Annotated in this window: 26 protein-coding genes and 1 riboswitch; of the genes, 17 read left to right on the forward strand and 9 right to left on the reverse strand. The window is 76.4% G+C overall.

Annotated elements, in window-relative coordinates:
- Window positions 1-18: 18 nt before the first annotated feature.
- Window positions 19-2,283, reverse strand: coding sequence for a (Fe-S)-binding protein (locus tag E4A51_RS10955; protein ID WP_134851749.1), 2,265 nt, complete (start codon window positions 2,281-2,283; stop codon window positions 19-21).
- 477 nt (window positions 2,284-2,760) lie between these two features.
- On the opposite strand from E4A51_RS10955, the gene E4A51_RS10960 reads away from it, so the two are divergent.
- The 6 genes from E4A51_RS10960 to mnhG are packed head-to-tail and all read left to right on the forward strand — an operon-like array spanning window position 2,761 to window position 9,517.
- Window positions 2,761-5,892 (forward strand): Na+/H+ antiporter subunit A, encoded by a 3,132-nt coding sequence (locus E4A51_RS10960; RefSeq protein ID WP_134851750.1) that lies wholly within the window; start codon window positions 2,761-2,763, stop codon window positions 5,890-5,892.
- Between the two features lie 11 nt (window positions 5,893-5,903).
- A complete protein-coding gene (locus E4A51_RS10965; protein ID WP_226239497.1) occupies window positions 5,904-6,455 on the forward strand; it encodes a Na(+)/H(+) antiporter subunit C in 552 nt (183 codons plus the stop codon).
- On the forward strand, window positions 6,452-8,029 hold the full coding sequence (locus tag E4A51_RS10970; RefSeq protein WP_134851751.1) for a Na+/H+ antiporter subunit D: 1,578 nt from the start codon (window positions 6,452-6,454) through the stop codon (window positions 8,027-8,029). The genes E4A51_RS10965 and E4A51_RS10970 overlap by 4 nt, the downstream gene beginning before the upstream one ends.
- Window positions 8,026-8,601 carry a Na+/H+ antiporter subunit E gene (locus E4A51_RS10975; protein WP_134851752.1) on the forward strand — a complete coding sequence of 192 codons (576 nt, stop codon included), beginning with the start codon at window positions 8,026-8,028 and terminating at the stop codon, window positions 8,599-8,601. Before E4A51_RS10970 ends, E4A51_RS10975 begins: the two co-directional genes overlap by 4 nt.
- Window positions 8,598-9,134, forward strand: coding sequence for a monovalent cation/H+ antiporter complex subunit F (locus E4A51_RS10980; RefSeq protein WP_134851753.1), 537 nt, complete (start codon window positions 8,598-8,600; stop codon window positions 9,132-9,134). The genes E4A51_RS10975 and E4A51_RS10980 overlap by 4 nt, the downstream gene beginning before the upstream one ends.
- Window positions 9,131-9,517, forward strand: a complete 387-nt coding sequence (gene mnhG / locus E4A51_RS10985; RefSeq protein ID WP_134851754.1) for a monovalent cation/H(+) antiporter subunit G — start codon at window positions 9,131-9,133, stop codon at window positions 9,515-9,517. The genes E4A51_RS10980 and mnhG overlap by 4 nt, the downstream gene beginning before the upstream one ends.
- Before the next feature lie 24 nt (window positions 9,518-9,541).
- Here mnhG and E4A51_RS10990 read toward each other — a convergent pair whose 3' ends face one another.
- Window positions 9,542-9,811 carry a DUF4235 domain-containing protein gene (locus E4A51_RS10990; protein WP_134851755.1) on the reverse strand — a complete coding sequence of 90 codons (270 nt, stop codon included), beginning with the start codon at window positions 9,809-9,811 and terminating at the stop codon, window positions 9,542-9,544.
- A 128-nt stretch (window positions 9,812-9,939) separates the two neighbouring features.
- A riboswitch (TPP riboswitch) is annotated at window positions 9,940-10,060 on the forward strand.
- Window positions 10,061-10,132: 72 nt separating this feature from the next.
- On the opposite strand from E4A51_RS10990, the gene E4A51_RS10995 reads away from it, so the two are divergent.
- From E4A51_RS10995 to E4A51_RS11010, 4 genes are all read left to right on the forward strand, one after another.
- Complete coding sequence (locus tag E4A51_RS10995; RefSeq protein WP_134851756.1) at window positions 10,133-11,221, forward strand: thiamine ABC transporter substrate binding subunit; 1,089 nt, start codon at window positions 10,133-10,135, stop codon at window positions 11,219-11,221.
- Window positions 11,222-11,237: 16 nt separating this feature from the next.
- Window positions 11,238-12,956 carry an iron ABC transporter permease gene (locus tag E4A51_RS11000; protein WP_134851757.1) on the forward strand — a complete coding sequence of 573 codons (1,719 nt, stop codon included), beginning with the start codon at window positions 11,238-11,240 and terminating at the stop codon, window positions 12,954-12,956.
- Window positions 12,953-14,149 (forward strand): ABC transporter ATP-binding protein, encoded by a 1,197-nt coding sequence (locus E4A51_RS11005; RefSeq protein ID WP_134851758.1) that lies wholly within the window; start codon window positions 12,953-12,955, stop codon window positions 14,147-14,149. The genes E4A51_RS11000 and E4A51_RS11005 overlap by 4 nt, the downstream gene beginning before the upstream one ends.
- Before the next feature lie 68 nt (window positions 14,150-14,217).
- Window positions 14,218-14,976, forward strand: coding sequence for an SRPBCC domain-containing protein (locus E4A51_RS11010; protein ID WP_070320839.1), 759 nt, complete (start codon window positions 14,218-14,220; stop codon window positions 14,974-14,976).
- Window positions 14,977-15,098: 122 nt separating this feature from the next.
- On the opposite strand, the gene E4A51_RS11015 is transcribed toward E4A51_RS11010, so the two are convergent.
- Entirely contained in the window at window positions 15,099-16,202 is a 1,104-nt protein-coding gene (locus E4A51_RS11015; RefSeq protein WP_134851759.1) for a GNAT family N-acetyltransferase, read from the reverse strand.
- An 80-nt stretch (window positions 16,203-16,282) separates the two neighbouring features.
- Between E4A51_RS11015 and E4A51_RS11020 the strand changes: the two genes are divergently transcribed.
- Window positions 16,283-17,017 carry a hypothetical protein gene (locus E4A51_RS11020; RefSeq protein ID WP_134851760.1) on the forward strand — a complete coding sequence of 245 codons (735 nt, stop codon included), beginning with the start codon at window positions 16,283-16,285 and terminating at the stop codon, window positions 17,015-17,017.
- A gap of 136 nt (window positions 17,018-17,153) precedes the next feature.
- On the opposite strand, the gene E4A51_RS11025 is transcribed toward E4A51_RS11020, so the two are convergent.
- The 3 genes from E4A51_RS11025 to E4A51_RS11035 all read right to left on the reverse strand — a co-directional run bounded on the left by E4A51_RS11025 (window position 17,154) and on the right by E4A51_RS11035 (window position 19,003).
- Window positions 17,154-17,807 (reverse strand): hypothetical protein, encoded by a 654-nt coding sequence (locus E4A51_RS11025; protein ID WP_134851761.1) that lies wholly within the window; start codon window positions 17,805-17,807, stop codon window positions 17,154-17,156.
- A gap of 153 nt (window positions 17,808-17,960) precedes the next feature.
- Window positions 17,961-18,428 (reverse strand): hypothetical protein, encoded by a 468-nt coding sequence (locus tag E4A51_RS11030; RefSeq protein WP_134851762.1) that lies wholly within the window; start codon window positions 18,426-18,428, stop codon window positions 17,961-17,963.
- Window positions 18,419-19,003 carry an RNA polymerase sigma factor gene (locus E4A51_RS11035; protein WP_134851763.1) on the reverse strand — a complete coding sequence of 195 codons (585 nt, stop codon included), beginning with the start codon at window positions 19,001-19,003 and terminating at the stop codon, window positions 18,419-18,421. Before E4A51_RS11035 ends, E4A51_RS11030 begins: the two co-directional genes overlap by 10 nt.
- Before the next feature lie 190 nt (window positions 19,004-19,193).
- Between E4A51_RS11035 and E4A51_RS11040 the strand changes: the two genes are divergently transcribed.
- From E4A51_RS11040 to E4A51_RS11065, 6 genes are all read left to right on the forward strand, one after another.
- The gene (locus E4A51_RS11040) at window positions 19,194-19,709 is read left to right on the forward strand and encodes an Asp23/Gls24 family envelope stress response protein (RefSeq protein ID WP_082131576.1); all 516 of its coding nucleotides are present in this window, start codon (window positions 19,194-19,196) and stop codon (window positions 19,707-19,709) included.
- Between the two features lie 95 nt (window positions 19,710-19,804).
- Window positions 19,805-20,203: a hypothetical protein gene (locus tag E4A51_RS18715; RefSeq protein WP_240696443.1), complete on the forward strand. Its 399-nt coding sequence runs from the start codon at window positions 19,805-19,807 to the stop codon at window positions 20,201-20,203.
- Between the two features lie 53 nt (window positions 20,204-20,256).
- The gene (locus E4A51_RS11050) at window positions 20,257-20,436 is read left to right on the forward strand and encodes a hypothetical protein (protein ID WP_046529848.1); all 180 of its coding nucleotides are present in this window, start codon (window positions 20,257-20,259) and stop codon (window positions 20,434-20,436) included.
- A complete protein-coding gene (locus E4A51_RS11055) occupies window positions 20,429-20,815 on the forward strand; it encodes an Asp23/Gls24 family envelope stress response protein (protein WP_134851764.1) in 387 nt (128 codons plus the stop codon). Before E4A51_RS11050 ends, E4A51_RS11055 begins: the two co-directional genes overlap by 8 nt.
- Window positions 20,812-21,483: a DUF6286 domain-containing protein gene (locus E4A51_RS11060; RefSeq protein WP_134851765.1), complete on the forward strand. Its 672-nt coding sequence runs from the start codon at window positions 20,812-20,814 to the stop codon at window positions 21,481-21,483. The genes E4A51_RS11055 and E4A51_RS11060 overlap by 4 nt, the downstream gene beginning before the upstream one ends.
- The gene (locus E4A51_RS11065) at window positions 21,480-22,058 is read left to right on the forward strand and encodes a hypothetical protein (protein ID WP_134851766.1); all 579 of its coding nucleotides are present in this window, start codon (window positions 21,480-21,482) and stop codon (window positions 22,056-22,058) included. Before E4A51_RS11060 ends, E4A51_RS11065 begins: the two co-directional genes overlap by 4 nt.
- A 28-nt stretch (window positions 22,059-22,086) precedes the next feature.
- On the opposite strand, the gene E4A51_RS11070 is transcribed toward E4A51_RS11065, so the two are convergent.
- The 3 genes from E4A51_RS11070 to E4A51_RS11080 form a co-directional block, all read right to left on the reverse strand.
- Window positions 22,087-23,358, reverse strand: coding sequence for an RNA polymerase sigma factor (locus E4A51_RS11070; RefSeq protein ID WP_134851767.1), 1,272 nt, complete (start codon window positions 23,356-23,358; stop codon window positions 22,087-22,089).
- Window positions 23,359-23,467: 109 nt separating this feature from the next.
- The gene (locus E4A51_RS11075) at window positions 23,468-23,809 is read right to left on the reverse strand and encodes a YciI family protein (RefSeq protein WP_046529853.1); all 342 of its coding nucleotides are present in this window, start codon (window positions 23,807-23,809) and stop codon (window positions 23,468-23,470) included.
- The gene (locus E4A51_RS11080) at window positions 23,806-24,204 is read right to left on the reverse strand and encodes a YciI family protein (RefSeq protein WP_134851768.1); all 399 of its coding nucleotides are present in this window, start codon (window positions 24,202-24,204) and stop codon (window positions 23,806-23,808) included. The genes E4A51_RS11075 and E4A51_RS11080 overlap by 4 nt, the downstream gene beginning before the upstream one ends.
- Window positions 24,205-24,212: the final 8 nt, after the last annotated feature.

Here is a 24,212-nt window from a genome sequence, read left to right on the forward strand (position 1 = left end):
GAGCGCGGCGGCCGCCGCTCAGCCGCGGTCGAGCCGGTCGAGCAGCAGCACCGCGATGTCCGCGACCTCGGGCACGCCCACCTGCGGGCGCGCGGCGGCGGGGGCGTCGGGCCCGGCGGGCGCGCGCGTCCCCGTGCTCGCGGCGCCGTCCGCCGCGGCGGGGGCCGACGCGTCGCCGGCCGCGCGCGCGTGCGCCGCGACGCCGTCGCCCAGCATGACCGTGCAGAACGGGCACGCGGTCGCGATGGTCGACGCACCGGTCGCGACGGCCTCGGCGGCGCGGACCGTGCCGATGCGCTCGCCGATCGTCTCCTCCATCCACATGCGCGCGCCGCCCGCGCCGCAGCAGAACGACATCTCGCGGTTGCGCGGCATCTCGGCGACCTCGACGCCCGCGGCGGCGAGCAGCTCGCGCGGCGGCGCGTACACCTGGTTGTGCCGGCCCAGGTAGCAGGGGTCGTGGTAGGTCACGGTCGCGCCGTCGGCGTCCTCGCCGACCCCGGGCGCGAACCGCAGGCGGCCCTCGCCGACCAGGCGGTCGAGCAGCTGCGTGTGGTGCACGACCTCGAACCGGCCGCCCATCGCGGGGTACTCGCGCGACAGCGTGTTGAAGCAGTGCGCGCACGTCACGACGACGCGCGTCGCACCCGCCTCGGTGAGCGTCTCGACGTTCTGCGCCGCGAGCATCTGGTAGAGCGCCTCGTTGCCCGCGCGCCGGGCCGGGTCGCCCGTGCACGTCTCGCCGTCGCCCAGCACCGCGAACGTCGTGCCCGCGGCGTGCAGCAGCTCCGCGACCGCGCGCGTGGTGCGCTTGGCGCGGTCCTCGAACGCGCCCGCGCAGCCCACCCAGAACAACCAGTCGACCTCGGCGGCGGACTCGACGTCCACGCCGACGACCGGCACGTCGAACTCGAGGCCCTTGGCCCAGTCGAGGCGCTGCCGCGCGGGCAGCCCCCACGGGTTGCCGCGGCGCTCCAGCTTGGTGAACGTGCCGCCCAGCTCGGCGGGGAACGCCGACTCCATGAGGGTCTGGTAGCGGCGGATGTCCACGATCGTGTCGACGTGCTCGATGTCGACCGGGCACTGCTGCACGCACGCGCCGCACGTGGTGCACGCCCACAGCGCGTCGGCGTCGACCACGCCCGAGCCGACCAGGTCGACCCCCAGGTGCGGGTCGGCCTGCGCCTCGTCCGACGCGCCCGCCGCGCGCGCGGCCCGCACGTACGGCGCGGTCGCGGCGGCGTGGTCGCGCAGCGCGAGCGTCAGCAGCTTGGGGCTCAGCGGCTTGCCGGTCGCCCACGCGGGGCACTGGTCCTGGCAGCGGCCGCACTCGGTGCACGTCGCGACGTCGAGCAGGCCCTTCCACGGCAGGTCCTCGACCGCGCCGACGCCCAGGCGGGCGTCCTCGGGCAGGTCCTCGACGGCCGTGAGGTCGAGCGGCTCGCCCGCGGCGTCGCGCAGCGGCACGAGCGGGCCGAGCGCGGGCGCGCCGTCGGGCTCGCGCCGCGCGTACACGTTGACCACGGCGAGGAACCGGTGCCACGCGACGCCCATCGTGGGCAGCAGGCCGACGACCACGAACCACGCCATCGACACGAGGATCTTCACGAGCGCGACGACGACGACCGCCGTCTCGAGCGTCGCGGGGGCCGCGCCGGTCCAGGCGCCGCCGAGCCACGCGGTGAGCGGGAAGTGCGCCGCGGTCGCCCACGCCGCGCCGTCCTGCACGCCGAGCGCGTACTCGAGCGAGCGCAGCACCAGCACCGCGACGACGACCAGCAGCACGGTCGCCTCGACGACGTACGCCCACACCTGGTTGGACCCGAAGAACCGCGACCGGCGCTGCTCGCCCTCGCTCTGGGACGCGCGCGGCCGCGTGCGCTGCCGCACCACGACGAGCGCGCCGATGCCGAGCAGCCCAAGCCACGCGAACGCCTCGACCGCCCACTCCAGCGGGTACCAGTGCCCGACCAGCGGCAGCCCGTAGCGCGGGTCGACGAGCTGCCCGTACCCCGTGAGCAGCGTGATCACGAGCACGGGGAACGACACCATGACGACCCAGTGCGCGACGCGCACGACCGGGCGGTGCTGGAACCGGCCGTGGCCCAGCACCTCGCGCGCGAGCGTCGCGAGCCGCGGCCCGACGGGCGCCCACCGCCCCGGCAGCGGCCGCCCGGTCCGCACCGTGCGGACGATCACGACCGCCCCGCGCACGAACGCCGCGACGCCGACGACCGTCGCCACCGCCGCCAGCACCACCGCGACCACCCGCACCCCGCTCACGGGCGTCAACCTATCCGGCCGGGTCGCCGCGGTCCCGGGCCGTCCGCCCCGCGCCGCGCGTCGCCGCGCGACCGCGTCGTCCGCCCGTCCGAACCGCGCTGCGGCCACGGGGGCGCCGGACGGTGCCACGGCGGCGTCCCGGATGCCGGACGGTCGCGGCGGGCGTCCTGCGCATCTCGGGCGGTGCGCGGGCCGATCGACGTGACACCCCTCACGTCGCGGGGCCTCACCCCGGGCCCCGAACTCATCCGTTGGTAGGATTTCCCCGTCCCCCGCACCCGACGTGACGGCCTCTGACCTGCACCGACCACCGGTCCGCGTGCAGGGACGATCTCCGCCGCGGCGGTCGCACCTTCCCACTTCCGGGTCACCCGGTCGTCGTCCGCGGCGTCGGACGGCCCCCGTGCGCCATCGTCGACGTGCGGTCAGACACCGACCACCGACCGACCACCCGCCCCCGACAGGACGGAGCCGGACGTGCTGCTGCTGCTGACGGTCCACCTCGCAGCGGCCCTCGTCGCGCCCGTGCTCTTCCACTGGTGGGGCCGGCGCGCGTTCTGGGCCCTCGCCCTCGCGCCCGCGTCCGCCGCGGTCTGGGCGCTCACCTGGACCAGCGAGGTGCAGGCCGGCAAAGGACCCGTCGAGGTCGTCGAGTGGATCCCGGCCCTCGGGCTGGACCTGAGCTTCCGCCTCGACACGCTGTCGTGGCTCATGACCCTCGTGGTCGGGGGCGTCGGCGCGCTCGTGCTCGTGTACTGCGCCGCGTACTTCTCGCCGACCGCGTCGGGGCTCGGGCGGTTCGGGGCCGTGTTCACGGCGTTCGCGGGGTCCATGCTCGGCCTCGTCACGGCCGACGACATGCTCCTGATGTTCGTGTTCTGGGAGCTCACGACCGTCACGTCGTACCTGCTCATCGGCCACTACGCCGACCGCAAGGCCAGCCGCCGCGCCGCCATGCAGGCGATCATCGTCACGACCGCGGGCGGCCTCGCGATGCTCGTCGGCGTCGTGATCCTCGGGCACGCCGCCGGCACGTACTCGCTGTCCGCGCTCATGGCCGACCCGCCGCCGGCCTCCGGCGCCGTCGTCGCCGCCGTGGTGTGCCTGCTCGCGGGCGCCGCGACCAAGTCCGCGCTCATCCCGTTCCACTTCTGGCTGCCCGCCGCGATGGCCGCGCCGACCCCCGTCAGCGCCTACCTGCACGCGGCGGCGATGGTCAAAGCAGGCGTCTACCTGGTCGCCCGGTTCGCGCCCGCCTACTCCGAGCTGCCCGCGTGGCGGTGGACCGTCGTCGTGCTCGGCGCCGGGACGCTGCTGCTCGGCGGGTACCGCGCGCTGCGTCAGCACGACCTCAAGCTCGTGCTCGCGTTCGGCACCGTCAGCCAGCTCGGCCTGATCATCCTGCTGGTCGGGCTCGGCACGCAGGCCACCGCGCTCGCGGGCCTCGCGATGCTCGGCGCGCACGCGATGTTCAAGGCCGCGCTGTTCACGGTCGTCGGCACGGTCGACGTCGCGTGCGGCACGCGTGACCTGCGGCGCCTGTCGGGCGTCGGGAAGGCGCTGCCGTGGACCGCGCTCGCGGGCGGTCTCGCGACCGCGTCGATGATCGGCCTGCCCCCGTTCGCCGGGTACGTCGCCAAGGAGGCCGGGCTCGAGGCGCTCGCGCACCTCGAGGACGGTGCGCTCGGCTGGGTCGTGCTCGCGTCGGTCGTCGTCGGCTCGGCCCTCACCGTCGCGTACGGCCTGCGCTTCTGGTGGGGCGCGTTCGCGACCAAGCCCGCGCTGGTGCCGCAGAGCGCGACGCAGGACGCGCAGGGCGTCGCGACCACGACGTCGCTCGCCGCCGGCGGCGAGGAGTCGGTCGAGCCGGCGCCCGTCACGCGCCCGTCGTTCCTGCTCACCGCGCCCGCGCTCGTGCTGTCGTTCCTGGGGCTCGCGGTCGCGCTGCTGCCGCAGCTCGGCGAGCACCTGCTCGAGCCGTACGCGTCGACGTACCCGCTCGGCGAGCCCGGGCACCTCGTGCTGTGGGGCGGGTTCGGGCTCGTGCTGTGGCTCACGGTCGGCGTCCTGGCCGTCGGCGGGCTGCTGTTCCTCGCGCGCGACAAGGTCGAGCGCTGGCAGGCGCGCGTGCCGCACGTCCTCGAGGCCGACCTCACGTACCGGCGCTCGATGCGCAAGCTCGATGACCTCGCGGCCGACGTCACGGCCGTCACGCAGCGCGGCTCGCTGCCGCTGTACCTCGGCGTCATCCTCACCACGTGGGTGCTCGCGGTCGGCACCGCGCTCGTGCGCGGGACCTCGTTCCCCGCCGCGGTGCGGCCCTGGGACTACGCCGCGCAGACCGTGTTCGCCGCCGGCACGATCGTCGCCGCGATCCTCGTCGCGCGCGCCCGCCGCCGCCTCAAGGCCGTGATCCTCGCGGGCATCAGCGGCTACGCGACCGCGGGCATGTTCCTGCTGTACGGCGCACCCGACCTCGCGGTCACGCAGGTGCTCGTCGAGACCATCACGCTCGTCGTCTTCGTGCTCGTGCTGCGCCGCCTGCCCCCGTACTTCTCCGACCGGCCGCTCGCGGCGTCGCGCTGGGTGCGCCTCGCCGTGGGCCTCGCGGTCGGCCTCGTCGTCGCGGGCGTCGCTCTCGTCGCGCCGTCGGCCCGCGTCCACGCACCCGTCTCGGCGGACTTCGCGACCGAGGCGTACGAGTTCGGCGGCGGCAAGAACATCGTCAACGTCACGCTCGTCGACATCCGCGCGTGGGACACCATGGGCGAGATCTCGGTGCTGCTCGTGGCCGCCACGGGCGTCGCGTCGCTCGTGTTCCTCTCGGCGCGCGGCGGTCGCATCTTCCGCGAGCGCGAGGCGCCCGCCGACCGCGCGGTGTGGGGCGGCACGGCCGACCCCATGGCCGCGCTGCGCCGCCCCGGCGACTCGGTGACGATCACGCCGCAGGGCAGCAGCGTCGGCACCAACGCCGCCGGTGCCGCGCGCGTCGGGTCGCGCGCCCGCGAGTGGCTGCGCGCCGGACGCACCCTCGCGCCGCAGCGCCGCTCGGTCATCTTCGAGGTCGTCGTGCGGCTGCTGTTCCACACGATGATCGTCTACTCGGCGTTCCTGCTGTTCAGCGGTCACAACCAGCCCGGCGGCGGGTTCGCCGCGGGCCTGGTCACGGGCATCGCGCTGGCCGTGCGGTACCTCGCGGGCGGGCGCTACGAGCTCGGCGAGGCGGCACCCGTGCAGCCCGGCGTGCTGCTCGGCACGGGCCTGTTCCTGTCCGCCGGTGCGGGCCTCGCGGCGTTCCTCGTCGGCGGGTCCGTGCTGGAGTCCTGGATCCTGCACTTCCACCTGCCGGTCTGGGGCGACGTCAAGTTCGTCACGAGCCTGTTCTTCGACGTCGGGGTGTACCTCGTGGTCGTCGGCCTCGTGCTCGACATCCTGCGCAGCCTCGGCGCGGAGATCGACCGGCGTGCCGAGTCCGGCGAGGACGACGTCGCGGACGACGCCGTCGGGGGCGACGACCAGCTCGCGCTCGCACGCGGCCGCACCGCCGCCGTCCAGGCGTCCGCCGTGCCGCGAGACCTGGGCGGCGACGCCGAGGGGGTGGTCCCGTGACCGACGTCGTCATGAGCCCGAACATCGTCTTCGTCGTGACCATCGCGGCGCTGTTCACCGTGGGCACGTACCTCGTGCTCGAGCGCAGCCTCACGCGCATCCTGCTCGGCATCGTCCTGCTGGGGAACGGCACGAACCTGCTGATCCTCGTGGCCGGCGGCGCCGCGGGCGCACCCCCGCTCATCGGCGTGCAGTCCGACCGGCCCATGAGCGACCCGCTGCCGCAGGCGCTGATCCTCACGGCCATCGTCATCACGCTCGGCCTGACCGCGTTCCTGCTGGCCATGGCCTACCGCTCGTGGCAGCTGCACCGCCACGACGAGGTGCAGGACGACGTCGAGGACCGCCGCATCGTGCGCCTCGCCGCGATCGACGAGCGCGCGTTCGAGGACGACGACACCGAGTCGGGCGGCGAGACGCTCGACGAGGAGGCCGCGACCACGCGCGACGAGATGGACGAGGGCCTCGCCTTCGAGGACGTGCACGCCGAACCGGCGCCCGACCACCCGGGCCGCGCCGCGCGCCCGAGCACGACCACGACCGACGGGGAGGAGGGCCGATGACCGACTGGAGCTGGCTCGTCCCGCTGCCCGTCGTGCTGCCGCTGTCGGGCGCGGGACTGACCCTCGCGCTCTACCGTCGACCGCGCGTGCAGCGCGTCGTGTCGCTCGTGACCCTGACGCTCGTCGCCGTGGTCGCGGCCGCGCTGCTCGTGCTCGCCGACGCCGGGCCCGTGGTCGTCGAGATCGGCGACTGGGCGGCGCCCGTCGGCATCAACCTCGTCGCCGACCGGCTGTCGGCGCTCATGCTGACCGTGTCGTCGGTCGTGATCCTGTGCGTCCTGATCTACTCGCTGGCCCAGGGCCGCGAGGACGGCGAGCGCTTCGCGCCGATCTCGATCTTCCACCCCACGTACCTCGTGCTGTCGGCGGGCGTCGCCAACGCGTTCCTCTCGGGCGACCTGTTCAACATCTACGTCGGGTTCGAGATCCTGCTCGCGGCGTCGTACGTGCTCATCACGCTGTCCGGCACGACCGAGCGCATCCGCGCGGGCACGATCTACGTGGTCGTCGCGATCCTGTCCTCGATCCTGTTCCTCGTCGCGATCGCCGGCGTCTACGCCGCGACCGGCACCGTGAACCTCGCGCAGCTCGCGCTGCGCCTGCCCGAGATCGACCCCGGCGTGCGGCTCGTGCTGCAGTCCATGCTGCTGCTCGCGTTCGGCATCAAGGCGGCCGTGTTCCCGCTGTCGGCGTGGCTGCCGGACTCGTACCCGACCGCGCCCGCACCCGTCACCGCGGTGTTCGCGGGCCTGCTCACCAAGGTCGGCGTGTACGCGATCATCCGCACGCAGACCCTGCTGTTCCCCGGCGGGCAGCTCGACGACGTGCTCATGTGGGTGGCCCTGGCGACCATGCTCGTCGGCATCCTCGGCGCGGTCGCGCAGGACGACGTCAAACGACTCCTGTCGTTCACGCTCGTCAGCCACATCGGGTACATGGTGTTCGGCGTCGCGCTGGGCTCCCAGCACGGCTGGACCGCCGCGATCTACTACGTCGCGCACCACATCACCGTGCAGACCGCGCTGTTCCTCGTCGTCGGCCTCGTCGAACGCTTCGGCGGGACGACGTCGCTCGACCGGCTCGGCGGGCTGGCCAAGATGGCCCCGGTGCTCGCGATCCTGTTCTTCGTGCCCGCGATGAACCTCGGCGGCATCCCGCCGTTCTCCGGGTTCCTCGGCAAGGTCGGGCTGCTCGAGGCCGGCGTCGAGCTCGGCACGCCGCTCGCGTACGCGCTCGTCGTCGGGTCCGTCGTGACGTCGCTGCTCACGCTGTACGCGCTCATCAAGGCGTGGAACAAGGCGTTCTGGCAGACCCCGCCCGAGCCGCTGCCCGCGCACCGCGTGCCGCTGCTCATGGTCGTGCCCACCGCCGCGCTCGTCGTCGTGAGCCTCGGGCTCACCGTCTTCGCCGGCCCGCTGTACGGCTACACCGAGCGCGCCGCGCAGACCCTGTCCGACCGCACGTACGTCCAGGCCGTGCTGCCGGACGGGCAGCGCGGCGAGGGCGAGTCGCAGCGCGCCGCCGACGAGGACGTGGAGGCCGGCACGGCCCCGCAGGACGGGGGTGAGGGATGAGCCTGCACCCGCGCCGCACCGGCTGGCGCTTCCAGTGGGTGACGATCCTGTGGCTCACCGCCGTGTGGGTCCTGCTGTGGGGCGACGTCTCGTGGGGCAACGTCGTCAACGGGGCGCTGCTCGGCGTGCTCGTCACCACCGGGCTGCGCATGACGCCCGTCGACTTCCACGGCCGCGTGCACCCCGCCGCGCTCGCCGTGCTCCTCGGGCGGTTCGCGCTCGACCTGGTGCGCGCGTCGTTCGAGGTCAGCCTCGTCGCGCTGCGCCCCCGGTACACGCCCCGCGGCGCCGTGATCTGCGTGCAGCTGCGCAGCCACTCCGACCTGTACCTCACGCTCACGGCCGAGCTCGTGTCCCTCGTGCCCGGCTCGATCATCGTCGAGGCGCACCGGCTCACCGGCCGGCTGTACGTCCACGTGCTCGACGTCGAGACCAGCGGCGGCATCGAGAAGGCCCGCCAGAACGTCCTCGACCAGGAGGCCCGCGTGCTGCGTGCGCTCGGATCCGACGCCGAGCTCGCCGAGGCGGGCCTGAGCCGCAGCCGACGCGCGCGGGAGGTGGCGACCCGATGACCGTGTTCGACGTCGTCGTCCTCGTGTGCGCCGCGCTGCTCACCGTCGGCGCGACCCTCGCCGTGATCCGCGCCGAGCGCGGCCCGTCGATGCTCGACCGCACCATCGCGCTCGACATCGTCGTCACCACCGTGATCGCGGGCGTCGCGCTCTACGCCGCGGTGTTCCGCCGCGCGGACGTCGTGCCGCTGCTCGTCGTGCTGTCGCTCGTCGGGTTCGTCGGGTCGGTGACCGTCGCGCGGTTCGCGGCCGTCGAGCCCGAGGGCGAGGGACGCGTGCGCACGCGCGAGGAGGTCGCCGCCGAGGAGGCCGAGAAGCGCCGCCTCGAGCAGGAGGAGCTGGCCGAGCGCCGCGCGCGCCGCCGCGCCGCGCTCGAGGCCGCGCGGGACGGCGTGCCGGCCGCGGCGACGGGGCCGGACCGCGACGCGTCGGAGCCGGCGACCGAGCCCGTGCCCGAGAGCGCGCGCGACACCGTCGAGGACGAGCCCGACCCCGAGCACCACGGCGGGCCGGCGGACGAGGAGACGCGATGACCCAGGACCAGTGGACCACCGTCGCCGACGTCGTCTCGGCGGTGTGCCTGCTCGGCGGCGCGTTCTTCGCGCTCGCTGCCGGCGTCGGCGCGCTGCGGTTCCCCGACCTGCTGTCCCGCATGCACGCGGCGACCAAGCCGCAGGTGCTCGGGCTCGTGCTCGTGCTCGTCGGCCTCGCGCTGCGGCTGCGCGAGGGCGGCGCGGTGTGGGCGCTCGTGCTCGTCGCGGTGTTCCAGATGCTCACGGCGCCCGTCGCGGCGCACATGGTCGGCCGTGCCGGGTTCCGCACGGGCAAGGTCCGGCAGGACCTGCTCGTCATCGACGAGCTGTCCCGCGACCTGGCGGCGACGCGTCAGACGGACGAGGGCGGCCGCCCGGACTGACCGGCGACGCCCGCCCGCGCGACGTCAGCGGGAGATGCGCCCCGCGAACTTCGCCGTGCCGCGCGTCGCGAGCACGCGCGACAGCGCGACCGCGGCACCCGTGATGACGGCCGCGAGGGCGACCTCGCTGAACTTCACGTCCTCCGCGGTCGAGTCGGCCTGCGGCGGCTTGTGGCCCTTGGCCTTCTGCCACGCCGAGTCGATGATCTTCTGCACCAGCCACGCGGCACCCAGGGCCACGCCCGCGCCGACGATCTTCGCGACCATCGACTGCTTCTGCTCGTCGTCCGACATGTGCGCCTCCTGTGCTCGTCCGCGTGCCCGGGCGCCACGCGGTGCGCGTGCCCTCGCCTGCACGGACGCTACCCGGCCCGGACCCCGGGCACAGTTCGGGGCGCCCACGTGGCGGGGCTAGGATCGTGCGCGAACGACAGGGGAGCGTCCGTCCCGCGTGCGGGGCGAGGACGCTGAGAGTGCGGACCACCGCAGACCCTCGAACCTGATCCGGTTGATACCGGCGTAGGGAGTCGGGCTTTCTCTCCTCCCGCGGTCGGCGTGCCCGCGCGGCACGACGGGCGCTGGACCCCTCCGACGACGACGGAGGAGCACCACCACATGACGACCCACCGCGGCCCTCGTGCCGCACTGGCCGCCGCGACCACCCTCGTGGCCCTCACCGCCTGCTCGGCCCTGGGGACGGGCGACGCGGCCACGCCGGACGCGACCGGCGGCACGTCCGGCGGCACCGTGACCCTCGTGACGCACGAGTCGTTCGGGCTGTCCGACGGGCTGCTGGAGAAGTTCGAGCAGGACAGCGGGCTGACCGTCCAGGTCGTGCAGCAGGCCGACGCGGGCGCGCTCGTCAACCAGCTCGTGCTCACCAAGGACGCGCCGCTGGGCGACCTCGTGTACGGCATCGACAACGCGTTCGCGTCGCGCGCGCTCGACGAGGGCGTCGTCGTCCCCGCCGACGTCACGGCACCCGCGGCGGCCGACGCGCAGACGTACGCCGTGCCGGGCGACGACGACGGCGCGCTCACCGCGATCGACCTGTCCGACGTGTGCCTCAACGTCGACTCGACGTGGTTCGCCGACAAGGGCGTGACGCCGCCGACGACGCTCGAGTCGCTGCTCGACCCGGCCTACCGCGACCTCGTCGTCGTGCCGGACCCCGTGACGTCGTCGCCCGGGCTGGCGTTCCTGCTGGCGACCGTCGGGGCGTTCGGCGAGGACGGCTGGGCCGGCTACTGGGCGGGCCTGCGCGACAACGGCCTCAAGGTCGCCGACGGCTGGTCCGACGCGTACTACACGGACTTCTCCGGGGCCGGTGGCGACGGGCCGCGGCCGGTCGTGCTGTCGTACGCGTCGTCGCCGCCCGTGACGGTCCCCGAGGGCGGGGACACGCCGCGCACCGCCGCGCTGCTCGACACGTGCTTCCGCCAGGTCGAGTACGCGGGTGTGCTCGCGGGCGCGAAGAACCCCGAGGGTGCTGCGCAGCTGCTCGACTTCCTGCTGTCCGACGACGTCCAGGCCGACATCCCCGGCTCGATGTACATGTACCCCGTGAGCTCGTCGGTCGACCTGCCCGACGACTGGGCGCGGTGGGCGCCGCTGGCCGAGACGCCGTTCGAGGTCGCGCCCGCCGACATCGCGGAGCACCGCGAGGAGTGGCTCAGCACGTGGTCCGACACGGTCATCGGCTGACCGGGCGGCCCACGACGTGACGACGACGCTCGCGCGCGGACCCGCCCCGACGGCCCCGGCCGCGGGGCGGGCCGCGCGCGTGCGCCCCGCCCTCGCGTGGGGCGCGGCCGTCGCCGTGCCCCTGCTCTTCCTCGGGGTGTTCTTCGTGCAGCCCGTCGCGGAGATCGTGGGCCGCGGGTTCGTCACCGACGGTCGGCTCGACCTCTCGGGGTTCGCCGAGGTGTTCGCGCGGCCCCGCACGTGGCGCGTCGTCGGGCAGACCCTCGCGCAGGCCGCGCTCGGCACGGCGGGCGCCGTGCTGCTGGGCGTGCCCGGCGCGTACGTGCTCTACCGGTGCCGGTTCCCCGGCCGCGGCGCGCTGCGCGCGTTCGTCACCGTGCCGTTCGTGCTGCCGACCGTCGTGGTCGGCGTGGCCTTCCGGTCGCTGCTCGTCGACGGCGGCCTGCTGGGCGGGCTCGGCCTCGACGGCACGGTCACCGCGATCGTGCTCGCGCTCGTGTTCTTCAACTACGCGGTCGTCGTGCGGACCGTCGGCGGCATGTGGGAGCGCCTCGACGAGCGCACCGAGCAGGCCGCACGCGCGCTCGGCGCGTCGCCGTGGCGCGTCCTGACCACCGTCACGCTGCCCGCGCTCGGCCCCGCGATCGCGTCCGCCGCGTCCCTCGTGTTCCTGTTCTGCGCGACCGCGTTCGGCACCGTGCTGGTGCTCGGCGGGCGCCGGTACGGCACGGTCGAGACCGAGATCTGGATCCAGACCACGCAGTTCCTCGACCTGCGTGCCGCGGCCGTGCTGTCGGTCGTGCAGCTCGTCGTCGTCGCCGCGGCCCTGACGGTGGCCGGGCGGGCGCGGGCCCGCACCGAGCGCGCGCTGAGCGTCGGCGGGCCCGCCGCGGCCCGTCCCGTGCGGCTGCGGGAGCCGCTCGACGCCGCGGCCGTCGCGGTCACCGCCGTGGCGGTGCTGGGGCTGCTGGCGCTGCCGCTGGTCAACCTCGTGGTCCGCTCGCTGCGCACGCCGCGCGGCTGGGGCCTCGACAACTACGCCGCGCTCGCCGTGCCGCAGGACACGCTCGCGGTCAGCGCCTGGCACGCGGCCGGCACGTCGCTGCGCACGGCCACCGACGCGACCGTCATCGCCCTCGTGGTCGGGGGGCTCGTCGCGCTCGTGGTGTCGCGGCGCCCGCGCGGCACGGCCGCGCGGCGCGCCGTCGGCGGGCTCGACGCGCTGTTCATGCTGCCGCTGGGCGTGTCCGCCGTGACCGTCGGGTTCGGGTTCCTCGTCGCGATGGACGCACCGCTCGGCCTGCCCGTCGACCTGCGCACGTCGCCCGCGCTCGTCGCGGTCGCGCAGGCCGTCGTCGCCGTGCCGCTCGTGGTGCGGACCGTGCTGCCCGTGCTGCGCGCGATCGACCCGCGGCAGCGCGAGGTCGCCGCGACGCTGGGCGCCCCGCCCGGGCGCGTGCTGCGGACCGTCGACCTCGCGGTCGCCGCGCGGGCCGTGGGCCTCGCCCTCGGGTTCGCGTTCGCGGCGTCCCTCGGGGAGTTCGGTGCCACGTCGTTCCTCGCGCGCCCGCAGGAGCCGACGCTGCCCGTCGTGATCTTCCGGCTGCTGGGACGCCCCGGCGCCGAGAACTACGGTGCGGCGCTCGCCGCGTCGGTGCTGCTGGCCGCGCTGACGGCGGGCATCGTGGCGGTGTGCGAGCGGCTGCGCCGCCCGGGGATCGGAGGTGCGTGGTGAGCGACGGGCTGCAGGTCGCCGACGTCGTCGTGCGGTACCCGGGCGCGGAGCGCGCCGCGGTCGACGGCGTCGACCTGGCCGTGCCCACCGGTGAGGTCGTCGCGCTGCTCGGCCCGTCCGGCTGCGGCAAGTCCTCGCTGCTGCGGGCCGTCGCGGGCCTCGAGCCGCTGGCCGGCGGCGACGTCGCGTGGGACGGCGTGCCGGTCACCGGCGTGCCCGTGCACCGCCGCGGGTTCGGGCTGCTGTTCCAGGACGGCCAGCTGTTCGCGCACCGCGACGTCGCGGGCAACGTCGCGTACGGGCTGCCCGCGGGCGTGCGCCGCGACCGGGCGGCGCGCACGGCGCGCGTCGCCGAGCTGCTCGACCTCGTGGGCCTGCCCGGCACGCAGCGGCGCGACGTCGCGACCCTGTCGGGCGGCGAGCGGCAGCGCGTCGCGCTCGCCCGCGCGCTCGCGCCGCGCCCCCGGCTGCTGCTGCTCGACGAGCCGCTGTCCGCGCTCGACCGCGGCCTGCGCGAGCGGCTCGCGCTCGACCTGCGCGACGTGCTGGTGACGACCGCGACCACGGCGCTGTTCGTCACGCACGACCAGGACGAGGCGTTCGCCGTCGCCGACCGCGTCGCCGTCATGGACGCCGGGCGCCTGCTGCAGGTCGCGTCGCCCGCCGACCTGTGGGCGCGCCCCGCGTCCCGACGGGTCGCCGAGTTCCTCGGGTACGAGGCGTTCGTGCCCGTGCCCGTGCCCGCGGCGGGGGACGCCGTGCCGCCCGCCGTCGCCGCGCTCGTCGGTGCCGCGCGCAGCGCCGGGGTCGCCCTGCTGCCCGCCGGGGGCGTGCTCGCGCTCGCGGCGGGTGCGTTCGTCGTCGTCCCGGGCGGCGAGGGCGCCGAGCGCGGGGGAGCCGACCACGCGGCCGGTGCCGCGGTCGACGGCCCGGGGTCCGTCGGCACGGTGCCCGGCGCAGCGTCCGGGTCCGCCGTCGGGGGGCCCGCCAGCGACGACCGACACCATGCCGGTGCCGCGGTCGACGGGCGGGTCGAGGTCGTGCGGTCGCGGCGGGGGCGCACCGAGGTCGTCGTCGAGGTCGCCGGCGTGGGCCGTGTGAGCGCGCTCGCACCCGCGGGCTGGACGTGCGCGGCGGGTGAACGCGTCGCCCTGCGGGTCGACGCCGCTGCGGTCGCTGGCCTCCCGGGCTAACGTCGCAGGTACGGGTCGCCGACGCCCCGCCGGACCCGCAGGCCCGCCGTGGAACCGAGGGAGCAGCCATGTTGCTCGATCGTCGTGAGGTCGTCTCCGTGGACGTCGACGCACCCGCCGCCATCGTCTGGGCGCACCTGCGCGACCCGGACCTCGTCGCACGGTGGTTCGGGTGGGACTCCGACACGCTCGACGCCGAGATCCGGCAGATCTTCCGCGGGGCCGTGCACGAGCACGAGGAGCACGCCGACGGCGTCGCGACCCGGACGCTCGAGCTCGGGCACCACGACCGGATCGTCGTCACGACGCGCGACGACACGCCCCGCCGCTCGCACGTCGCGCTCACGCGCCGCAGCCACGCCGGGCTCGCCCCGTTCGACGGCGTGTTCGACGAGATCGACGAGGGCTGGACGCAGTTCGTCCAGCAGCTCGCGTTCGCGCTCGACGTGCACCTCGGGCAGGACCGCGTGACGCTCTCGGCGCACGGCCTGGACGCGGGCGACCGCAGCGACCCGCTGCTGTTCCGTGCCGGGCTGCACGGCGTGCGCGGCCTGCCCGTCGGTGCCCACGTCGAGGTCGTGCGGCCCGACGGATCCCGGCTCGGCGGGACGCTGCGGTACCGCACCGAGCACCAGGTGGGGATCCACGTGCACGGCATCGCCGAGTCGCTGCTCGTGCTCGTGATGCGGCCCGCCGCCGCGCACCCGCCGCACGGCACGATCGACGCGACCCTGTCGACCTACGGGCTCGACGACGAGGTGCTCGCCGAGGCCCGCCGCCGGTGGGCCGGCTGGTGGGGCGCCCCGCAGCGCGCCGCCGTGCTCTGACCGGCTCGTCCGCAGCACGTGGCGCCCACTGGTCACTTCGGTGCACCCGGTGGTGACCACTGGTCACTTCGGGAGCGGATGTCCTGCCTGGAGTGCCCCGAAGTGACCAGTGGCGGCTCGCCTCAGAGGGTGAGCTGCCAGACGCCCGTGCCGCCCGCCGGGCGGAAGCCCAGCGCGACGTTGATCGCGAGCATCCAGCGGTTCTCCTCGGCGTTCCACGTGCTGATGCGGCAGACCTGCGGGCGGCGCGCGACGAGCGCCTGCAGCTGGACGGTCTTGGCGAGCATGCCGAGGCGGTGGCCGCGGTGCTCGCGCAGCACGAGCGTGTCCTCCTGCCACACGAAGTCCTGCGTGTGCGGCGGCATCATGAAGCCCGAGTACGCGACCAGCCGCCCCGACGGCACGTGCTCGACCGCCGTGGTCAGCCGGTGCTCGTCGCGCTCCGCGTACTCCGCGTCGAGCGCGCGCACGCGTGCGGCGTCCCAGTGCTCCTCCTCGACCGCGAGCCCGCCCGTGGGTTCGTCGGTGCTCATGCGGGTGCGGAGCTCGGCCATCGCGTCGGCCCACGCGTCGGGCGTCGCGTCCTCCCACGTCACCGCCCGGTAGTCGGGCCCCGCGGCGGCGACGGCTGCGCCCCGGTGCGCCTCGAGCGCCGCGGCGTCGACCGGCAGCGTGAGCCGCGAGTGCCGGGCCACCTGCTCGAGCCGCCAGCCGCGCGCGAGCGCGAACCGCACGCCCGCGGCGTCGGCGGCGACACGTCCCTCGCCCGTCGGCGCGGCGAGCGTGCCCGGCCCGGGAGCGGGCTCGACGGCCTGGTCGGTCTCGGCCATCAGGTGCGTGCGGCCGGCGGCGCGCGCCACGTCGAGCGCGGCCTCGTGCAGCGCGCCCCCGACGCCCGCCCCGCGGTGCTGCTCGCGCACGCCGATCTCGAGCCAGCCGGTGTGCGTGTTGTCCCGCTGCGGCAGGTCCAGGCACGCGAACCCGAGCACGGACGCGGGGTCCGCCGGGTCGGCGGCGGGATCGACCGCGAGCAGCCGGACGCGACGCTGGTACTCCTGGTGCTGCAGCCGGGACAGCGACCGGCGCGCGGTCGTCGTGAAGTCGTCGGTGCCCCACTCCGCCCGCACGACCGCGTTCTGGGCGTCGACGAGCCCGTGCAACAGGGCCGCGTCGGGGGCGTCGAGCGACGACGGCACGGGCACGTCCTGCAGGGTCCACACGGTCATGCGTCCCACGATCCATCGTGAGGCGTCTCACGTCGACGTGTTTGCCGCCCGCGCCGGACCCCGGACCCTAGCCTGCTCGGATGCCGTGGTGGGAGATCGTCGGGTGGGCGGGTTCGGTCCTCGTCGTGCTGTCGCTCATGCAGGCGCGCGTGTGGCGGTTCCGCGTCATGAACCTCGTGGGTGCCGTGCTCGCGACCGCGTACAACGCGGTCTTCGGCATCTGGGCGTTCGCGGCGATGAACGGCGCGATCGCGGTCATCGACGTGTACTGGCTGTGGCGGCTGCGCCGCGAGCGGTCCGACGCCGCGGTGTACGCCGTCGTCGAGGTCGCGCGCGACGACGCGTACCTGCGGCACGTGCTCGCGGTGCACGCCGACGACGTCGCACGGCACCGCACCGTGCCCGCGGCCGGAGCGCCCGCACCTGGCGCGTCTGCACCTGGCGCGTCTGCCCCCGGCGCGTCCGCACCCGGGGCGCCCGCGCCCGACGCCCACGCGCCCGACGCCTCGGCGCCGGGCACCCCCGGCGACGAGCTCGCGTTCCTCGTCGTGCGCGGCGACGAGACCGTGGGCGTCGTGCTCGTGCGCGACGACGGCGACGGCACGGGCGTCGTCGCTCTGGACTGGGTGACCCCGCGGTTCCGGGACTTCACGCCCGGCGAGTTCGTGTACCGGCACTCCGACGTGTTCGCGGCGCACGGGCTGCGCCGGCTCGTCGTGCCGACCGCCCCGCCGGGTGCGATCGCGTACCTCGAGCGCGTCGGCTTCCGCGCGCAGGCCGACGGCGCGTGGGTGCGCGAGGTCGCCGCGGCCTGACCGCGTGGGTCGTGCGGGCCGGGGTGCGCGCCGTCGCCCGGCGCGGCGTCGTGCGCGGCGACCGGTGCCGCCGGACGTGCGCGGTGCGTCAGCCCGCGACCTGCGCGGTGCTTCTGCCCGTGACGTGCGCGGTGCGTCAGCCCGCGACCTGCGCGGGCGTCGTGCCGGTGAGTCGCGCGACGAGCCCGACCGCCGCGTCCCACGAGCGTGCGTAGTGCTGCGGGTCGGCGTTGCGCTGCACGGCGTGCGCGACGAGCGTCGGCGCCATCGTGTCCCGCCCGTCGACGCGCTGCAGCGCGCGGAAGAAGCTCTGCGCCGACGCGGTCGGGTCCATGCGCTCGGCGTACGTGCCCCACGCGCCGTTGTCGCGCTGCTGGAACAGGCCGCGGCTGTCCGGCCCGGCGGCGTCGCCGCGGTCGACGACGCGGAGCGACGACTCGCCGATCGCCGTCATGACGCCGATCGCCTGGTCCCGCAGCGACAGGCCCATGCCACGGCCCGCCGCGACGACGGCGGACGCGTTGCCGACCTGCTCGGGCGTGAAGCCGTCCACCGCGGGCAGGGCGCCCGTCGCGGTGGCGCCGGTGGTGCGGACCCCGGCGGTGCGGGTCTCGGCGGTGCGGACCTCCGCGGCCAGAGCCGCCGCGAACGCGGTGCCGGTCGCCGACGGCGTCGAGGTCGCGCCGGTGGCGGTGGGCGTCCGGGCAGCGCTGACCGTCGCGATGGCCGACTCGATCGCGGCCATGCGCGCGGTGATCGCCTGCACGCCCTGCACGCCCTGCACGTCCACCTCCCGTCCCCCTGCCCATCGGTGGCGGCCCGGCGGGCCTGAGCGGTCGGGGGCGGGCGGGTCGGGCGTGGACGGTCGGGCGCGCGGCGGTCGGCCGCCGTGCGGTCGGCGTCACGGCGTCGACGCCAGGCTGTCGACGCCAGCCCGTCGGCGTCAGGCGCGGTGGACGTCCGTGACCAGCAGGTCGACGCGCACGGCGTCGTCGGGCAGGTCGGGGTCGCCGAGCACGTCGCGCAGGTGCGCGGCCACGGTGCGCCGCACGTCGTCGGCCAGCGGCTCGAGCGGCTGCAGGTACGCGGCCGACACCTCGACGACGGCCTCCTCCAGCACGTCGTCGGGGCCGGTGCGCAGCGCGAGCCGCCGCAGCCGGACGCGCGGGTCGGGGTCGAGCAGCGCGCGGACCGACGTGCGCAGGACGTCGGCCGCGACCACGTAGTCGCCTTCCACGTGGCGCCCCCGCACGGGCTGCGACGGCCGGACCGCCCGCAGCGCGGACGCCAGCACGCGCGGCGCGACCGTCACCCAGCCGTCGTCGGTGTGGGTGCGCAGCTGGGCCGTCGCGAGGTCGAGCAGGTCGTCGCCGGGCGTGCGGCGCGTGCCGTCGCCGTCGTCTACCGCCATGTCTCGAACCTCCTCCCGAGCGTCCTGCGGGCCCGTTCCAGCAGTCCCCGGACCGCCGCGTGCGTCGTGCCCAGCACGTGCGCCGCGTCCGCGTACGGCATGCCCTCGACCTCGACCAGGAGCCACGCCGCGCGCTGCGGGCCGGGCAGGTCCGCGAGCGCGAGGTCGAGCGCGGCGCGCAGGTCGGTCGCGAGCAAGTGTTCCACCGGGTCGTCGCCGGCGGGAGCCGGGTCGGTGCGGTCGTCGTCGGCGTCGGGCGTCACGGGGACGGGCGTGCGGGTGCGCGTGCGGGCCGCGCGACGCACGCAGTTGGCCTGGATCCCGAAGAGCCAGGTGCGCACGCTCGACGCGCCGCGGAACCCCTCGGCGCCGAGCCACGCGGCGGTCAGCGCGTCCTGCACGGCGTCCTCGGCGTCGGCCGCGGAGCCGAGCATCCGGCGCGCGTAGCGGTAGAGCGCGGCGCCGTGGCGCGCGACGAGCTCGGCGAACGCGGCGTGGTCGCCGAGGCCCGCGCGCGCGACGAGCTCGGCGTCGGGGACGGGCGCGTCCGGGGGTGCCGGGACGGCCGGTGTCATCGCGCGCTCCGGTGGCGGATCGCACCAGGAGAGGTGTGATGGAGATCACAGCAGGTCGACCGTGACGTCGACGCGGCAACGGGCACTCACCCAGTGTCGGCGCACCACGCCCCCGCGGCGCGGCGAGCGCACGGCACCCGACCGGCACCACCGGGCCGCGGCCAGCGGCACGCCCAGCACAGGAGGAACGATGACCGAGCAGACCAGCACGCCGACGTCGACCACCACGAGCACCCCGAGCCCCGCGAACCGCGGCCCGCGCGGCGGCAACACCGCGCTCGGCGGCGGCGTCGCGAGCTCGACCCCGCTGCAGACCGAGCACGGCACCACGACGATCGCCGACGGCGTCGTCGCCAAGATCGCCGGCATCGCCGCGGGCGACGTCGCGGGTGTGTACGCCCTGGGCGGCGGCGCGGCCCGTGCGTTCGGCGCGCTGCGCGAGCGCATCCCCGGCGGCACGACCAACCACGCGCAGGGCATCAGCGTCGAGGTCGGCGAGCAGGAGGCCGCGATCGACGTCGACCTCGTCGCCGAGTACGGCGTGTCCGTCGTCGACCTCGCCGAGGGCGTGCGCCGCAACATCATCACGTCCGTCGAGCGCATGACCGGGCTGCGTGTCATCGAGGTCAACATCACGGTCAACGACGTGCACCTGCCGCAGGACGACCCGCAGCCCGAGCCCGAGCCGCAGCCCCGCGTGGCATGAGCACCGACCGACCGGACGCCCCGGCGCCCCGGGTCGTCCCCCCGGGCGGGGCGGACGTCGGCCCTCGGTCGGCGCCCGCCACCGCCGGGAGGCCCGTGCCCGGCGGGTCGCCCGATCCGGCCGGGGCACGCGTGCCCGGCGCGTCGCCCCTTCCGGTCGCGCCGCGCGATCCGGCCGGGGCACCCGTCCCCGTCGCGCCGCCCGTCCCCGTCGACCCGCCCGACCCGGCCGAGCTCGCCGCCGCGACCGCGCTCGCGGTGCCCGGCGTCACCGGCCTGCACCCCGGGCCGTTCGGCGAGATCGGCACCTACCTGCCCGGCCGTCGCGTCGCCGGCGTCCGCGTCCGCACCACCCCCGACGGCACGTCCACCGAGGTCCACGTGGTGCTGCGGCTCGGCACCGACCTGCGGGCCACCGCGGGCGCCGTGCACGCGGCCGTCCGCGCCGCCGTCGGCGGCGACGTCCACGTCGTCGTCGACGACCTCGCCCCCTGACGCGCAGCGCGACCCCGCCCCGCGCGCCCCACCCCGCACCCGAGGAGAACCCCATGTCCCTGTCCCTCGCCGGTCTGCTGACCGGTCTGCTGCTCGCGCTCGCCGCCGTCGCCGGCGGGTTCACGGGCTTCCTGCTCGCGCTCGTGCTCGGCGCCCTGGGCTGGGTCGTGGGTGCCGCGCTCGAGGGCCGGGTGGACCTGACGACATTCACGAACGGCCGGCGCCGTGGCTGACGTCGCCCTCGCGCCCACGCCTGCCGAGGCACCGCCCGACCCCGGCACGCGCGGCACCCTCACGGTCGCCGACCGCGCCGTGCAGCGCGTCGCCGCCGTCGCCGCCGCGCGGGTCCCCGGCGTCGCGCGCACCACGGCCGGCGGGCTGCTGGGCCGCGACCTGCCGCACGCGTCCGCGCACGTCGTGGGCACGCGCGCGCAGGTCGAGGTGGACGTCGCGCTCGTCTGGCCCGCACCCGCGGCCGTCACCGCGCGCGCCGTCCGCGAGGCCGTCGCCGCGGCCGTCGAGCGGTTCGCGGGGGTGCCCACCGACCGCGTCGACGTCCGCGTCGTCGCCGTCACCGACCCGTCCGACGCACCCCGGGAGCGTGTGCGATGACCACCGGCACCCCCGTGCCCCGCACCGGTGCGCACGTCGCCCCGGCGGAGGCGCCCGCACCGTCCGTCGCCGCGGCGCCCGCCGGCCGGCCCGACGACGCCACGGCCCACCGGCCCGTGCCGTACGCACCGCCCCGTCCCGCCGGGACGCTCGCGTGGCTCGGCCCGCTGCTCGCGGTCGTCGTGCTCGCGGTCGCCGTCCTGCTCGTCCACGACGGTCTCGTGGCGCTCGGCGCGCTGCCCGGCACGCCGTGGGTCGCGGACGCCGGCACCGGGCTCGGCCCGCTGCGGCCGACGTGGCCCGTCGCGCTCGTCGGGGTCGTGCTCGCGCTCGCGGGCCTGCGGCTCGTCGTCGCCGCGCTCACGCCGCGCCGTCGCCCCGGCCTGCCCCTCGCCGCGGGCGCCGGGCAGCACGTGCGGGGTCAGGACGTCGCGCGGCTCGCGTCCGCGGCGGCCGCCCGGGTCGACGGCGTGCTCGACGTGAGCAGCACGTGGGGGCGGCGCGCCGTGACCGTCACCGCGACGACCGACGGCGACCCGACGATCGAGGCGCGCGTCGCCGTCGCGGTCACGCAGCGGCTCACCGCGCTGACCGACCCGCCGCGCGTCGTCGTCCGCACGCGCCGCGCCCGGACCGAGGACACCGAGACCCGTGGAGGTGCGCGATGACCCGCCGTGTGCGCGGCCTGGACCGCGCGGTCGCCCTGCTGCTGGGCGTCGTGCTGCTCGTGGTCGGCGTGGCCGCGGTGCTGTGGTGGACGGGCACGCTGGCCCGCCTGTGGCCCGGCGCGCCGGCCGCGCTCGAGCCGGCCCGCGCCGCCGACGTCACCGAGGCCTCCTGGTTCGGGGCAGCGGCCACCGCGAGTGGCGTCGTGCTCGGCGCCCTCGCGCTGTGGTGGCTGCTCGCGCACCTCGGCACGCCGCGCGTGCGGGAGCTGCCGCTCGCCGGGTCCGACGCGTCCGGCCGGCTCGTGCTCGACGTCGCGCCGCTCGCCGCGCAGGTCGCCGAGCAGGCGCGCCGCGTGCCCGGCGTGCTCGGCGCCCGCGCGGTCGTGGACCACGAGGGCGGGCGGCACGTGCTGGTCAGCACGCTGCGGGTCGACCCCGAGGCCGACCTCGACGCGCTGTCCCGGGACGTCGCCGGCCTCGTGGCGCGCACGCGCGACGTCACGGGCCTCGACGACCTCGCGGCCCGCACCCGGCTCGCGGTGCAGCGCCGCACGCGCGGCCCCCGCGTCCGCTGACGCGCCGGACCGCCGCCCCGCGGGCTGCTCACGGGCCGGGGCTGCGGGCCTCGGCCAGGCGGCGCTCCAGGTGGTCGCGCTCGGCGGCGTCGGGGACGAGGCCGAGCGCGCGCTCGAGCTCGGCGACGGCCTCGGGGTGACGGCCTGCGCGCAGCAGGAGCTCGCCGCGCACCGCCGGGAGCCGGTGGTGGCGGGGGAGCGCGGCGTCCAGGCCCTCGAGCACGGCGAGGCCCGCGTCCGGCCCGGCGGCCTCGGCGACCGCGACCGCGCGCGCCAGGCGCACCACCGGCGACCCGGTGCGTGCCTCGAGCAGCGCGTAGAGGCCGGCGACGACGTACCACCGGGTGTCCGCCGCGGTCCGCGCGGTCGCGTGCTCGGCGGCCACGAGCGCCTGCAGCCGGTGGTCCTCGGCCAGGCCGTCGAGCGGCGGCAGCGCGCGCAGCAGCGCGACGCCCTCCGCGATCTCGGCCGCGTGCCAGCGCGCGCGGTCCTGGTCGGGCAGCAGCACCAGGCGGCCCGCGTCGTCGACGCGCGCGTCGCGGCGCGAGTGCTGCAGCAGCACCAGCGCGAGCAGCGCGCGCACGCGCAGCGACCCGCCCAGCAGCCCGTCGAGCTCGCGCACGAGCCGCACGGCCTCGTCGGCGAGGTCGACGCGCAGCCCCCCGGGCACGTCGGCGGGCTGGTACCCGGCCGTGAACAGCAGGTACAGCACGGTCGTCACGGCGTCGAGACGCTCGTCGAGCCGGTCGCGCGGCGGCACGACGAACGGCACGCCGGTCTCCGCGAGACGACGCTTGGCGCGCGTGAGCCGTGCCGACATCGCGGTGTGCTGCACGAGCTGCAGCCGCGCGATGTCCGCGGTCGAGAGCCCGACGACGAACCGCAGCGTCATCGCGACCCGGTCGGCCGGTGCGAGCGCCGGGTGGCAGCACGTCAGCACGAGCCGCAGCTGCTCGTCCGCGACGTGCGCGCCGGGGTCGTGCGCGGCCGCCGCGAGCGCGCGCATCTCGTCGTCGACCACGAGCAGCGGCTCCTTGCGGCGGTGCAGCGCGCGGGCGCGCAGCCGGTCGACGACGCGGCGGCGGGCCGCGGTCAGCAGCCACGCGCCGGGGTTGGCCGGCACGCCGTCGCGCGGCCACGTGCGCGCCGCGGCCTCGAACGCGTCGCCGGCCGCGTCCTCGGCGAGGTCGGGGCTCGCGTACTGCGCGACGAGCAGCGCGACGACGTGCGACCAGTGCGCGCGCCACGCGTCGGCGACGGCGGACCCGACCGGGTCCGCCGCGTCCTCGTGCGCGGTCACCGCGGGTTCACCGGGCAGCGCACGTCGCGGGTGCGCCCGCGCGTCGCGGGTGCGCCGGCCGCGTGCCCGCGCGGGGCACGGGCCGGCGCTCCGACCGGGTGACGGGCGGTCATGCCTCGGCGACCTCGCGCACCTCGACCGTGTACTCCGGCAGGTGCCGCAGCGTCGCCAGCAGCGTGTCCGCGTCGGGCGCGTCGACCAGGTAGAACCCGCCGAGCTGCTCGGCCGTCTCGGCGAACGGCCCGTCGGTGACGGTGACGTCGTCGCCGACGCGGCGGTGCGTGCGCGCCGCGGCGACGCCCACGAGCGCCTCGCCGGCCACGACGGTCACGCCCGCGGTGCGCAGCGCGCCGTCGAACGCCGCGTGCTGCGCGTGGTACCGCGCGCGCTCGGCGTCGTCGGCGCGCCGCCACACGTCCTCGTCCTGGTACAGCAGGACGACGAACCTCATACGACGGCGCCGGCCTGCGCGGCGGTCGCCTCGTCGCCCGCGCCGTGCGTGACGACGGCCCGCAGCTCGAGCGTCCCGCCGCCGACCTCGTCCATGACCAGCGGGGCCGCGAGCCGCAGCAGGCCCTCGGGGTCGGACGTGCGGACCAGGTAGAACCCGCCGAGCTGCTCGGTGAGCTCGGCGAACGGTCCGTCGGTGACCTCGGACCCGCCCGGGCCGACGCGCAGCACGCGCGCGGTCGTGGGGCTCGTGAGCTCCTCGCCGCCGAGGATCTCGTGGCCCCGCGCGGCGCACTCCTGCGCGAACCGCTCGTGCGCGGCGTACGCGGCCGCGAGGTCGTCGCACGCGTCGGGGTCGCCCCAGAGCAGGAGCGTGTAGGTCGTGGGGGTCGTCATGTCGTCCT

This window comes from Cellulomonas sp. HD19AZ1 (assembly GCF_004535805.1).
In the GTDB taxonomy this organism is placed as follows: domain Bacteria; phylum Actinomycetota; class Actinomycetes; order Actinomycetales; family Cellulomonadaceae; genus Cellulomonas; species Cellulomonas iranensis.